This is a genomic window from Inquilinus sp., assembly GCF_039594555.1.
Classification (GTDB): domain Bacteria; phylum Pseudomonadota; class Alphaproteobacteria; order DSM-16000; family Inquilinaceae; genus Inquilinus.
In genome coordinates this window covers 1-13,044 of record NZ_JBCNNF010000188.1, presented here as the reverse complement: position 1 = coordinate 13,044, position 13,044 = coordinate 1, and the positions used below count along the sequence as shown (strand labels likewise).

The 13,044-nt window shown below is 70.9% G+C and carries 11 protein-coding genes; 3 read left to right on the top strand and 8 right to left on the bottom strand.

Annotated features, from left to right (window positions below; all coding sequences use genetic code 11):
* Nucleotides 1-776 (bottom strand): aldo/keto reductase (locus tag ABDW35_RS19975; RefSeq protein WP_343715635.1); only part of this gene is annotated, 776 nt, incomplete at its 3' end.
* 96 nt (nucleotides 777-872) lie between these two features.
* Here ABDW35_RS19975 and ABDW35_RS19970 point away from each other — a divergent pair.
* A complete protein-coding gene (locus ABDW35_RS19970) occupies nucleotides 873-1,787 on the top strand; it encodes a LysR family transcriptional regulator (RefSeq protein ID WP_343715634.1) in 915 nt (304 codons plus the stop codon).
* Here ABDW35_RS19970 and ABDW35_RS19965 read toward each other — a convergent pair.
* From ABDW35_RS19965 to ABDW35_RS19950, 4 genes are all read right to left on the bottom strand, one after another.
* Nucleotides 1,771-3,420 carry an OPT/YSL family transporter gene (locus ABDW35_RS19965; protein WP_343715633.1) on the bottom strand — a complete coding sequence of 550 codons (1,650 nt, stop codon included), beginning with the start codon at nucleotides 3,418-3,420 and terminating at the stop codon, nucleotides 1,771-1,773. The genes ABDW35_RS19970 and ABDW35_RS19965 overlap by 17 nt on opposite strands.
* 110 nt (nucleotides 3,421-3,530) lie before the next feature.
* A complete protein-coding gene (locus tag ABDW35_RS19960; RefSeq protein ID WP_343715632.1) occupies nucleotides 3,531-7,322 on the bottom strand; it encodes a hydantoinase B/oxoprolinase family protein in 3,792 nt (1,263 codons plus the stop codon).
* Nucleotides 7,323-7,336: 14 nt separating this feature from the next.
* On the bottom strand, nucleotides 7,337-8,119 hold the full coding sequence (locus tag ABDW35_RS19955; RefSeq protein WP_343715631.1) for an IclR family transcriptional regulator: 783 nt from the start codon (nucleotides 8,117-8,119) through the stop codon (nucleotides 7,337-7,339).
* A 161-nt stretch (nucleotides 8,120-8,280) separates the two neighbouring features.
* Nucleotides 8,281-9,129 carry a phytoene/squalene synthase family protein gene (locus ABDW35_RS19950; RefSeq protein WP_343715630.1) on the bottom strand — a complete coding sequence of 283 codons (849 nt, stop codon included), beginning with the start codon at nucleotides 9,127-9,129 and terminating at the stop codon, nucleotides 8,281-8,283.
* Between the two features lie 104 nt (nucleotides 9,130-9,233).
* On the opposite strand from ABDW35_RS19950, the gene ABDW35_RS19945 reads away from it, so the two are divergent.
* A complete protein-coding gene (locus ABDW35_RS19945) occupies nucleotides 9,234-10,469 on the top strand; it encodes a flavin-dependent oxidoreductase (RefSeq protein ID WP_343715629.1) in 1,236 nt (411 codons plus the stop codon).
* Here ABDW35_RS19945 and ABDW35_RS19940 read toward each other — a convergent pair whose 3' ends face one another.
* The 3 genes from ABDW35_RS19940 to yajC form a co-directional block, all read right to left on the bottom strand.
* Nucleotides 10,470-10,919, bottom strand: coding sequence for a cupin domain-containing protein (locus ABDW35_RS19940; RefSeq protein ID WP_343715628.1), 450 nt, complete (start codon nucleotides 10,917-10,919; stop codon nucleotides 10,470-10,472).
* Between the two features lie 111 nt (nucleotides 10,920-11,030).
* A complete protein-coding gene (locus tag ABDW35_RS19935) occupies nucleotides 11,031-11,405 on the bottom strand; it encodes an Mth938-like domain-containing protein (protein WP_343715627.1) in 375 nt (124 codons plus the stop codon).
* A 23-nt stretch (nucleotides 11,406-11,428) separates the two neighbouring features.
* A complete protein-coding gene (yajC, locus tag ABDW35_RS19930) occupies nucleotides 11,429-11,872 on the bottom strand; it encodes a preprotein translocase subunit YajC (protein WP_343715626.1) in 444 nt (147 codons plus the stop codon).
* 168 nt (nucleotides 11,873-12,040) lie between these two features.
* Here yajC and ABDW35_RS19925 point away from each other — a divergent pair, with 168 nt between their 5' ends.
* Nucleotides 12,041-12,913: an ATP-binding protein gene (locus ABDW35_RS19925; RefSeq protein WP_343715625.1), complete on the top strand. Its 873-nt coding sequence runs from the start codon at nucleotides 12,041-12,043 to the stop codon at nucleotides 12,911-12,913.
* Nucleotides 12,914-13,044 lie beyond the last annotated feature (131 nt).

The window sequence follows — 13,044 nt, the reverse complement described above, 5'->3', positions numbered from 1 at the left end:
TCATCAATAATAAATTCTGCCGTACCACCGCCAGCTTTTTCTTGTTGTTCTAAACCAGTGCAAATACGGGCTTGTATCTCCAGATCCGCCCGGCCGTACTTGCCGGTCAGCACGCCGCTGGCCAGCGGCGACCAGGGGATGACGCCGAGGCCGAGCTCCCGCGCCATCGGGATCAGGTCCCGCTCCACCGTCCGCTCGATCAGGCTGTACTCGATCTGCAGCGCGATCAGCGGCGACCAGCCGCGCAGGTCGGCGATGGTCTGCATCCGCGCCACCTGCCAGGCCGGCGCGTCGGAGATCGCGACATACAGCACCTTGCCGGCGCGGACCACGTCGTCCATGGCGCGCAGGATCTCCTCGACCGGGGTGGTGAAGTCCCAGGCGTGGAGGTACAGCAGGTCGATATAGTCGGTCCGCATCCGCTGCAGGCTGCTCTCGACCGACCGGACCAGGCTCTTGCGGTGGTTGCCGCCGGCGTTCGGGTCGCCGTGGCGCAGCGGCAGCGTGTATTTGGTGGCGATCACCAGCCGGTCGCGCCGGTCGGCCGCGAACTTGCCGACCAGCCGCTCGGACGTGCCCTCGGTGTACTGGTTGGCCGTGTCGATGAAGTTGCCGCCGCGATCGACATAGGCGTCGACGATCCGGCGCACCTCCGCCTCGTCGGCGCCCCAGCCCCAGTCGGTGCCGAAGGTCATGGCGCCGAGGGCGAGCGGCGAGACCCGCAGGCCGGAGCGGCCGAGCAGGCGGTAATGGTCGAGGGACAGGGTGTCGCTCATCGTCATCTCCCAAGTCGGTGACCGGGAAGATGGCGCGCTGACATTCGTTCGGGGAGACGGCATTATCCGCATGAGCTGTTAAGGGAAGGATACACAATGCGGGGCAGCGACTATGCCGAGCTGCGGGCCTTCGCGGCGGTCGCCGAGCATGGCAGCTTCGCCCGAGCCGCGGCGCAGCTGGGCCTGTCGCGCTCGGCGCTGAGCCAGACCATCCGCGGGCTGGAGGAGCGGCTGGGCCTGCGGCTGCTGAACCGCACCACCCGCAGCGTGGCGCCGAGCGAGGCCGGCGCCCGGCTCCTGGCCGAGCTGCTGCCCGCCCTGGCCGATCTCGACGCGGCGGTCGCCAATGTCCGGGCCCTGCGTGACACACCGGCGGGCCTGCTGCGGATCAACGCCACGCGCATCGCCGCGATCCATCATCTGGCGCCGCTGATCGCGCCGTTCCAGCAGGCCTATCCGGACATCGCCCTCGACATCATGGTCGAGGACCGGCTGGTCGACATCGTCGCCGAGCGCTTCGACGCCGGCATCCGGCTGGGCGAGATGGTCGAGCGCGACATGGTGGCGGTGAAGCTGGGCGGCGAGCTGGAGCTGATGGTCGTGGCCGCGCCCTCCTACATCGAGCGCTTCGGCACGCCGAAGACGCCGCGCGACCTGCGGCACCACCGCTGCATCAACTTCCGCTGGCCGACCGATGGCAGCCTGTATCGCTGGGAGTTCGAGCGCGGCGCCGAGAAGCTGGAGGTGGCGGTGGAAGGCCCGCTGACCGTCACCGAGCCGGAGGTGGCGATCCGCGCCGTGCTGGACGGCGTCGGCATCGGCTACCTGTTCGACCTGCAGATCCGGCCGCTGGTCGAGGCCGGCCGGATGGTGCGGATGCTGGCGGATTGGACCCCGCCCTTTCCCGGCTTCACCCTCTACTACCCCAGCCGCCGGCAGATGCCGCCGCCGCTGCGCGCCTTCATCGACTTCGTGCAGCGGCGGCAGAACGCGCCTAGCGCCGGCCGGTGAAGGGCTTGGCCACGGAGTCGAAGAAGCTGAACAGGGCGTCGCCGGCAATCACCCCGGCCGCGACCACCTCCATCTCGCTGCGCCCCTCCTCGCCGCGCCAGCGGGTCCACAGGAAGCGGATGAGGATGCCGGCCAGCACCGCCCAGCCGGCCAGCGGCGCGTTGAGCAGCAGGCCGGTGGCGAACAGGATGCCCATCTGCCGCTTCGACCCGCCCAGCCATTGCACCAGCGCCCCGGGGATCGCCCAGAGGGCCAGCGACCGCGCCACCTCCGGCGCCACCCCTGCCCCGATCGTGGCGGCGTAGACCCGGTCGACCGGCGGCAGCATGTCCTGGGCGAAATAGGTCTGCCAGGAGAAGTAGACGACGACGATCGCGACCAGGAAGGCGACCATGGCGGCCAGCAGCTGCTGCCTGCGGCCGTCGCGCTCGAACTCCGGGTCGGCGCCGTGGCCGCGCAGGATGTAACCGGCCTTCAGGTCGTAGCCCATATCGGCGAAGGCCGGACCGGTGGCGGCGGAGAAGGCGACCAGCGCCGCCAGCGCCGTCGGCGGGAAGCCGACCAGCATGCCGATGATCAGCGTGATCAGCGCCACCGCGAAGGCCGGGAACCAGCCGGAATGCATCGCCGCCAGGCCGACGATCAGCTCATGCACGAAGGCGGCGAAGGCGGCATAGACCACGAAGGCGATGAGCATCCCCCAGGACAGCTCGGCCCACAGCCCGCCGGCCGCGGCGATCAGCATCGCCAGCGCGATGTAGCCGGCGGTGCCGAGCCCGAGCGCCCGCCGCAGCGCGGCGTCGGACTGGGTGCGGCTGCCGCTGTCGGCGTCGCGGCGCAGCAGGGTCGAGGCGACCTGCAGCAGCGCCACCAGCCCGGCGCCGATCATCACGCCATGCGGGATATAGGCCTTCATCATGTCGCCGCCCGGGATGATGCCGGCGAAGGCCTCGCCGCCGAACAGCGACCCGGAATAGCCGCGCAGCAGCAGGCCGATTCCGAACATGGCCAGCGCCCAGATGTTGCCGATGAAGGCAATGCCGAAGGCCGACATCGGGATCTTGAAGAAGGAGCCGACGGCGCCGATGGCCACGCCGACACCCAGCAGCACCGCCTTGCGGCCGCCCTCGTCGCCGGCCTTGATCGCCTCGGCCGCGGCCACGCCGGGCGGCCAGGCGCCGCTGGCCGGAAACACCTTGGTGTCGAACATCCGGTACAGGAGGTACGCATCCAGCAGCATCGCCAGGGCGACGCCGGCGAACATCGGCAGCACCAGGTCCGGCCGGCCCAGCGCATAGGGGATGCCGATCGGCAACAGCAGGCTGTTGGCAGCGCCGAAGGTGGCGCCCGAGATGGCGCTCTGCGCCAAGTTCTGGACATGAATCGAGCGGTAGCGGGCGAACAGCCCCAGCGGGATGCGCGCCAGCACCATCGCCGCCAGGGCGCCGATCAGCGAGGTGTTCGCCGACACGCCGAGGCTGACCAGGATCTGCATGCCGATGATGGCGCCGAACACGCAGAGCAGGATGATCAGGGCGAGCGTCGCCGGCTCGAACACGCTGGGATGCCGGCGGCGGGTCGCGCCTTCGGCGACGGGCGCCGCGGCGGGATCCGCGGTCAGGTCGTGCTGCATGAAACCTCCTGGTGGGACCGCTTGGGCGCGGCCTTGATCTCGTGATGCGGGTCTTGGGCGTGCCCTGTCAGAAGAAGGGCCGCGCACCCTGGGATGCGCGGCCCCGAAGCTCATGCGGCCTTGGCAGGATCGGCCGGGGCCGAGACCCGGCCGTCGCCGACATCGCGGTCCAGCGCCGCCCGCGGCCGTTCCGCCGGGTCGCCATAGCCGGCGCCGCCGGCCAGGACGATCTCGACGATCTCGGTGGGCTTGCTCAGTTGCACCAGCTCGCCGGTGCCGCAATCCCGCAGGATCTGGCCCTGGGCGTCGCGGACCACGCCGCGCGCGGCCCCGCCCGGCGCGCCGCCGAACAGGCCGGGGTTGCTGGACTTCACCCCCTCCGGATAGACGGCGACGAAGGTGGTCAGCCCGTCATCAGCCAGCTTGCGCAGCGACACGCGTTGGCCGAGGCCGCCGCGGTGCCGGCCCGGGCCGCCGGAGTCCTGGACATAGGTCTTCTCCAGCACCAGCACCGGGACGCGGGTCTCGAACAGCTCGACCGAGGTGTTGGCGGCCGAGGTCGGCCACAGCAGCCCCGACTTGCCGTCGCCATGCGACGAGGCGCCCTGCCCGCCGCCCATGAACAGCATGTCGGAATAGGTCGCCCCCGCCCCGTCGCGGCCATAGATGGTGGCGGCCACCGGCAGGCCGGTGAAGGCCTGCACCTTGTCCGGCGCCGCCTCGGCCAAAGCGCGGAAGATGTTCGGCGCGATGTACCAGCCGGTGCGGGTGCGCAGGTTCACCGCCATCGGCTTGGTGGCGTTGAGGATCGACCCTTCCGGCGCCTTCACCTCGAACGGCCGGTAGCAGCCGGCATTGCCGCGGACATTCGGCGTCAGCATGCATTTCAGCGGATAGGTCGCATGCGCCGAGGTGTAGTTCAGCGTGCAGTTCAGCCCGCCCTGCGGCAGCTGCGCCGGCGCGCCGTCGAAATCGAGGGTGATGCGGTCGCCATCGATGGTCAGCGCCAGCGGATAGCGCAGCGCCTGGCCCAGCGGGTTGTTCTCGATCTCCGACCGGTAGGTGCCGTCCGGCAGCGCCGCGATCGCCTCGCGCATCGCCTTCTCGGACCGGCCCTGCACCACCGCGGCCAAGGCCCGCAGGTCCTGCATCCCGTATTCGCGCATGAAGGCGACCAGCCGGTCGGCGCCGAGCGCGTTGGCGGCGACGAAGGAGTGGATGTCGCCCGTCACCTGGCCCGGGTTGCGGACATTCTCGGCCAGCAGGCGGAACAGCGTCGCGTTCGGCCGCCCCTCCTCCACCAGCTTCAGCGGCGGGATCTGGAAGCCCTCTTCGTAGATCTCCCGCGCCCGCAGGCTGTCCTTGGTGCCGCCGATGTCGGAGACGTGGCCGACCGTGCCCATCAGCCCGACCAGCCGCCCGTCATGGAACACCGGCGTGACCACGGCGATGTCGAACAGGTGCCCGGCGCAGAGCCAGGGGTCGTTGGTGACCAGCACGTCGCCCGGCCGCAGCGTCTCGGCCGGGTACTCCTGCAGCAGCGCCTTCACCGCCCGCGGCAGGGTCAGGTTGAACACCGGCATCGCCCGCGGCGAATGGGCCAACGTCTCGCCCTCGGGGTCCAGGAGCTCGCAGGCAAAGTCCTGGGCCTCGGAGATCACCAGCGAGAAGGCGGTGCGGCAGACCGTCAGCCACATCTCCTCGACCACCGTGACCAGGCGGCTCCACATGATCTCCAGCGCGATCGGGTCGGCCTCGATCCGGGCGATCGCCTCGGGCAGCGGCATTTCGGCCGTGACCAGCGCCTGGACAGGGGCGGCGACACCGATGGCGATGCGCAGGTTCAGCGTGTCGTCGACCCGCACGATATCGCCCGGCGGGACGATGGTGGTGGATTCCCGCTCCTCGATGATCGCCGGCCCCTCGATCCGGTCGCCCGGCGCCAGGGCGTAGCGGTCATAGACCACGGCCTCGACCAGCCCCTCGGCGAAGCGCGCCTGTCGCACGCCCTTGCGCTTGGCCGCGGCGTCGCCGCCGCCGGCCGCGCCGGTCAGCGACAGCGTCGGGGTCGGGCCCAGGCAGCGGACGCGGAAGTTGATCGCCTCGATCTCCGCCCCGCCATACAGCGAGGTGTAGCGGGCGGTGTAGACCTCGGCGAAGGCTGTGCGGATCGACTTCAGGCTGCCGGCATCGATCGCGCCGGACGGCAGCGGCACCGCGATCTCGTGCATCTGGCCGGTCAGCCGCATGTCGGCGCTGCGCTCGACCGTGACGGATGCCGCATCGACGCCCGCCTCGGCCAGGCGCCGCCGGCCCTCGGCCTCCAGCTCCGCCAGCACGCCGTTGACGGCAGCGGCGTCGAAATCGCCGGAGAAGCGCACCGGATGCGACCGCGCCAGCTCGAAGGACAGCGGCGCCGCCAGGAAGCCCAGCGCCGAGGCGGCGCCGGAGGCCGGCGGGATGATCACCTCGGCCACGCCCAGGGTGCGCGCCACGCCGGCGGCATGGGCCGGGCCGGCGCCGCCGAAGCCGACCATGGCGTAGCGGCGCGGGTCCTTGCCCTTCTCGACCAGATGGACCCGGGCGGCGGCGGCCATGCTCTCGGTCACCACCTTGTGGATGCCCCAGGCCGCCTCCTCGACCGACAGGCCCAGGGGCTTGGCGACGCGGGCCACCGCGGCCTCGGCCGCCGCCTTATCCAGCGCCATGCGGCCGCCCAGGAAGAAGCCGGGGTCGTAATAGCCCAGCACAAGGTTGGCGTCGGTCACCGTCGGCTCGACCCCGCCCTTGCCATAGCAGGCCGGGCCCGGGTCGGAGCCGGCGGAATGCGGCCCGACGCGCAGCAGCCCGACCTCGTCGATCGAGGCAATCGACCCGCCGCCGGCGCCGATCTCGATCATGTCGATCACCGGCGCCTTGATCGGCAGGCCCGAGCCTTTCTTGAAACGATGGACGCGCCCCGCCTCCATCATCGGCGCGATCTCGGCGCGGCCGTCCTCGATCATGCAGGCCTTGGCGGTGGTGCCCCCCATGTCGAAGGAGATGACGTCGGCCTTGCCGGCCAGCGCCCCGAACAGCGCCGTGGCCAGGCCGCCGCCGGCCGGACCGGATTCCAGCAGCCGGATCGGGAAGGCGCGCGCCGTCTCCGGCGCCACCAGCCCGCCGGCGGAGTGCATCAGCCGCAGCGTGCCGGTGAAGCCGCGCGCCGCCAGCTCCCGCTCCAGCCGCTGCAGGTAGCGGTCCATCAGCGGCTGGACATAGGCGTTGGCGCAGGTGGTGACGCAGCGCTGGTACTCCCACAGCTCGGCCACCACCTCGGAGGACAGGGAGACGGCCAGCTGCGGGAATTCGGCCCGGGCGATCTCGCCGACGATCCGCTCATGCTCCGGGTTGCGATAGGAATGCAGGAAGCAGACGGCGACGGCCTCGACGCCGTCGGCCACCAGCTTGCGCAGCGCGGCACGGACGGCCTCGCGGTCCAGCGGCTCGACCACCGCGCCGTCGCGGTCCACCCGCTCCGGCACCTCCAGCCGCAACCGGCGGCCCACCAGCGGCTCCGGGAACTGCAGGAACAGGTCGTAGATGTCGTAGCGCTGCTCCGTCCCCATCTCCAGCACGTCGCGGAAGCCGCGGGTGGTGATCAGGCCCAGCTTGGCGCCCTTGCGCTCAATCACCGCGTTGGTGACCAGGGTGGTGCCGTGCACCATCTCGCCGACATCGGCCAGCCGGATGCCGGCCATCTCGACCAGCTCCTCGATGCCGAGCAGCGCCGCCTCGGACGGGTCGTGCGGCGTGGTCAGCCGCTTGTGCAGCTTCACCGTCCGCCCCTCGCCGTCATAGAGGATGAAATCGGTGAAGGTGCCGCCGATGTCGAAGCCGATGCGCCAGCGCGTCGCCTGCATGATCTGGTCCTTGGTTACGCTGCGGAGGCCGAGAGTCCGGCCTGGTTCGTCCATTGAGTGTCGCCGGCCAGGGCCGCGACCTCCCGCGCCCCGGCCAGCAGCCGGGTGATGATGTCCTCCCGCTCCTCCGCCGTGACGGTGGAGAGCGGATAGGCGATGCAGAGGCTGACCGCCTCGCCCGTCTCGGGCGATCCGACGGCGGCGGCCAGGGCGCCGACGCCGCGATTGGCCTCGTCATGCGATTCCGCGAAGCCCAGGCGGCGCACCTTGTCCAGCCGCTGCAGCAGCTCGTCGAGGGTCTGCGGCGCGGTCGGCGACACCGGCGGCCACGGCTCCGGGAACAGCGCCCGGACCTGCTCGTCCGACAGCCGGGCCAGCAGCGACCGGCCGGTGGCGCTGGAATGCGCCGCCAGCGGCCGGCCGACCGGCGTGGCGACGCGCAGCACATTGGTGCCGGGGTGATAGGTCAGGCCGGTCACCTCGCCGCCATCGCGGATCGAGACATAGCCGGTGTGGCCGACCGCGGCGACGATCCGGGCCACCACCGCATCCGCCCGGCCGACCAGCGACGAGGTCGAGCTGTAGAGATGGGCGACGCCGAGGATCAGCGGCCCCGGCCGGTAGCGCTTGCTGTCGCCGATCGTCTCCAGCAGCCCGGCGTCGCGCATGGCCCGCAGCAGGCGGGAGATGTTGCTCTTCGGCAGCGACAGCAGCGCCGACGCCTCGGTCACCGTGATCTCGGTGCGGCTGGTGGAGAAGCAGCGCAGGACAGCGGCAGCGCTTTCAAGCGTGGTCATGGAGCCATCCAAGAAGTTCCATTTAATGGAACTCAGTTTTCGAATACTGAAACTCTAGCAACAGGCAAAAGCATCGATCAAGCCGCTTTGCAGCAGGCATGACGACAGGCCGGCGGAATGCCGGATTCCGGAACGACAAGGATGGTCAGGGCATCGGGCGGCTAGTACCGCCCGATCATGGCCCCCAGCACCAGATCCGCCTGGCGCAACGGCGGCGGCTCCTGCACCAGGAGGGAGAAGACGTCGTGTCCCGCCCGGCGAAGCCGGCGCAGATAGCCGTCGGCGAGGCGCGCGGACAGCAGGGCCGGCACTGCCGGCCGCGGCACGTCCCGGCGCAACCGCCGCGCCGCGGCGAGATGCCCGGCCGCCGCATCCGCCACGCGCGCGACCGCCCGGCGTAGCCCGTCATGCGGCTTCATCTCGAACAGCAGGCCGCGGTCGGCGCCTTCGGCCGCCATCACCTCCTGCGGCAGGTACAGGCGCTTCTGGCGGGCGTGGAACGGCACGGCCCGCATCAGCCCGACCAGCGCCCAGGCGGTGCCGACCGCCGTCGCCGCCCGATGGGCCGCTTCGTCGTGGACGCCCAGCACCTCGAGATGCAGGCGCAGCAGCGGTCCGGCGGTGTCCGACGCGTAACGTTCGAGATCGGCGAGTGTCGCCGGCGGCTCGTCCTCCAGGTCGCGCTCGCGGGCGTCTAGGACGGTGTCGAAATGGGCGCGGCTCAGGTCATGCGCCCAGACTGCAGGAGCCAGCGCGTCCAGCACCTCGTGCCGTCGCGGCCGGCCGTCATAGATCTCGCTGATCGCGTCGCGCCACCATTGCAGCCGGATCTGGCCGAGCAGGGGCTGGCTGACCACCTCGCGCGTCTTCGCCACCTCGATGTTGAAGGCATAGAGGGCGAACAGCGCAGCCCGGCGCGGCGCCGGGGCGAACAGGCAGGTCAGGTAGCGGTCGTGGTCGAGGCGGCGGACCTGCTCGCCGTTCTGGCCCAGGGGATCGGTGGTCGGCATGGCGGCCCCTATATGCCCGGTCGCGGCCCCGATCGCCACCGGAGGTTGCCAGCCTCGGCTTCAGGTTCGACACTCGGTCGCAGAGGCAGAGAGGGAGGCGACCGATGAAGGCGATCATCGTCGGCGGCGGCATCGGCGGGCTGACCGCGGCGCTGATGCTGAAGGCGCGCGGCATCGGCTGCGCCGTGTTCGAGCAGGCGAGCGAGCCGCGCGAGGTCGGCGTCGGCATCAACACCCTGCCGCATGCGATCCAGGAGCTCGCCGGGCTAGGCCTGCTCGACCGGCTGGACGCCGTCGCCATCCGCACGCGAGAGCTGCTGTACACCAACCGCTTCGGCCAGATCGTGTGGCGCGAGCCGCGCGGCATGGATGCGGGCTTCCCGGTGCCGCAGTTCTCGATCCATCGCGGCAGGCTCCACGGCGTGCTGCACAAGGCGGCGCGGGAACGGCTGGGCGGGGAGATCCACCATGGCCGCCGCCTGGCCGGCTTCGAGCAGACCGAGACCGAGGTCGTCGCCCACTTCGTCGACCGCCACGGCGCCCCGGCCGCCACTGCGCGGGGCGATGTCCTGATCGCAGCGGACGGCATCCACTCGATCGTGCGCGACGCGCTGGTTCCGAACCAGGGGCCGCCCTCCTGGAACGGCATGATGATCTGGCGCGGCGCCACCGACTGGCCCGCTTACATGGACGGCCGGACGATGATCGTCGCCGGAGGAATGCAGGCGAAGGTGGTGCTGTACCCGATCGCGCCCGGCACCGCGCCCGACCGGCGGCTGACCAACTGGGCGGTCTGCGCCCGCATCGGCGACGGCAGCGCGCCGCCGCCTCGGCGCGAGGACTGGTCGCGGCCCGGCCGGCTGGAGGAGATGCTGCCGCATGCCCGCCGCTTCGCGCTGCCGGAGGCCGACATCGTCGAGATCGTCACGGCAACGCCGGAATTCTGGGAGTATCCGATGTGCGACCGCGACCCGCTGCCGCGCTGGCGCCATGGCCGGGTGACGCTGCTGGGCGACGCGGCCCATCCGATGTATCCGGTCGGCTCGAACGGCGCGTCCCAGGCGATCCTCGATGCCCGCGCACTGGCCGACGCCCTGGCCGACTCCTCGGATGCCGTCGCCGCGCTGGAGCGCTACGAGGCCGACCGGCGGCCGAAGACGGCGGAGATCGTCCGGCTGAACCGCAGCGGCGGGCCGGAGGGCGTGATCGACGTGATCGAGCAGCTGGCGCCGGACGGCTTCGAGGACATCGAGGCCGTCCTGCCGCATGCGGAACGCCAGGCGATCGTCCGCGGCTATGCGACGGTCGCCGGCTTCACCCCGGCCCAGCTGCGCCGCTGACTAGGCGGGCGGCGGCAGGAAGTCGACGTCGTGCTTGGCCGCCAGCGCCACCACCGCTTCGGGCGTCTGCTGCGGCAGGTCGTGGATGGCCTGGAACAGCTCGACCAGCCGGCCGGTCGGCGCCACCCAGAACAGCGACTTCGCGATGCCGCCGCTGTTGTTGAAGATGCCGTGCGGGATGCCCTTCGGCAGACGCACCAGGTCGCCGACCGTGGCGCTGGCGTTAGCGCCGTCGAGCATGAAGTCGAGCCTGCCCTCGAGGATGTAGAGGAACTCGTCCTGCAGCGGGTGGATGTGCGGCGGCACGAAGGTGCCGATGCCGAAGGTGGCGTGCCAGGCGAAGCTGTCCGCCGAGATCTGCTTCGGCACATAGGTCTGGCCCAGGATCGACCAGGAGATGCCGTCGATGCCCTCCGCGGCCCCGGTGATGCCGGCCGTCATCGCTTTCATGTCATGCCTCCCTGTCAGCGGCTCGCCTGAGAGTAGAGCGTCCGCGACGAAAAGACAGGCAGCAAAAAGGCCCGCCGAAGCGGGCCTTCGATCGGCGTCCGGACGGTGCCGTCAGACCGGGATCAGCGCCGCGGCGGCGCGCCGGCCTTCCGAGATCAGGACGTTGTAGGTGCGGCAGGCGGCGCCGGTGTCCATCGCGTCCATGCCGATGCCGGACTCGCGGATCTGTCGCCGCAACGCCGAGGGCAGCAGCACCATGCGCGGGCCGCAGCCGATCAGCAGCACCTCGACCGGCGGGTCGATCCGCCGCACCGGGTCGAGATGAGCCAAGGCGAGGTCCTCGATCCGGCTCAACGACCAGGGCGCCTCGCCCTCCGGCCAGATCAGCATCGGCCCTTCGTACAAGGTACCGGCGACCCGGAAGCCGCCCGGCGGATAGCCGTCGATCATCCGCCGGCCGGGCGGGATGACGGAGTTGATCTCCATGGCCGATCCCGCCCCCGTTCAGCTCACTTCCGCGACAGGAAGCGGCCCAGCCCCTTCGGCTTGTCCGCCTCGGCCGGCGCATTGGCCGCGGCCGGGGGCACGGCTTCCTCGTCCTTGTCGCCGTTGCCCGACCCGCCACCCTTGGCCGGCTCGGTGCGGGCCAGGACCGTGGTCACGGTGCTGCGGAGCACCTTCACGCGCACGTTCTCGGCGATCTCCACCGTCAGCTCGTCGTCGGCCACCTTCTGCACGGTGCCGATGATGCCGCCGCCGGTGACGACGCGGTCGCCGCGGCGCAGCGCGCCCAGCATGTCGCGATGCTCCTTCGCCCGCTTCTGCTGCGGCCGGATGAGCAGGAAGTAGAACACGACGAAAATGAGGATCAGCGGCGCGAATTGCATCAGCAGGCCGGCACCACCGGCCGCACCGGCATCAGCCGTCTGGGCATAAGCCTCGGAAATCAGCATCTTTCGCTCCACCTTTGCAGTCGCGCGCGACTATAGCGGCCAGCGCTATGGTTGCAATGGAATCCGGCCACCCGCACCTGCGGCAAGGGAGCCTTGCGGCGGTTGATCTCGACATGCCTGCGGCACGATCATTAGCGTCGGCGGGCCGAAAACGAAGGAGACCGTCCGGTGGCCGACCTGGACCCGATACATCTGCAACTGCTGACCCGCATCGCCGACGCGCTGGAGCGGCTGGCGCCGCCGCCGCCGGCGCCGACCGACCTGGCCAGCGCCGACGCCTTCACCTGGGACGCCGAGCACGGCCGGCTGCAGCCGGTCGCCGCGGTCAGCCGGGTCGATCTCGTCCTGCTGCAGGGCATCCAATTGCAACGCGACCTGCTGCTGGAGAACACCCGCCGCTTCGCCCAGGGCCTGCCGGCCAACAACGCCCTGCTCTGGGGCTCGCGCGGCATGGGCAAGAGCTCGCTGGTCAAGTCGGTGCACGCGGCGGTGAACGGCGAGGCCGACGGCATCCTGGCGCTGGTCGAGATCCATCGCGAGGACATCGGCTCCCTGCCCCGGCTGCTGCATCTGCTGCGCGCCTCGGACCGCCGCTTCATCCTGTTCTGCGACGACCTGTCCTTCGACGGTCAGGACGCCAGCTACAAGTCGCTGAAGGCGATCCTGGAGGGCGGCATCGAGGGCCGGCCGGAGAACGTCGTGTTCTACGCCACCTCGAACCGCCGCCACATCCTGGCCCGCGAGATGATCGAGAACGAGCGGTCGACCGCGATCATCGCCGGTGAGGCGGTGGAGGAGAAGGTGTCGCTGTCCGACCGCTTCGGCCTGTGGCTCGGCTTCCATGGCTGCAACCAGGACACCTATCTGGAGATGATCGAGGGCTACGCCAAGGCCTTCGGCCTGGAGATCGATCCTGTGACGCTGCGGGCCGAGGCGCTGGAATGGACCATCACCCGCGGCTCCCGCTCCGGCCGCGTCGCCTGGCAGTACATCCAGGACCTGGCCGGCCGCCTGGGCCAGCGGCTGGAAGCGGCGAGGTAGCAGGACGGGGCGGCCGGCGCCGCCCCTCCCCCCTCAGTTCAGAAACAGCCCGACACCCGGGGCCAGCGGCAGGCCGAGTTCGATCCACAGCACCAGGAAGGCGGTCCAGGCGACCAGGAAGCCGATCGAGA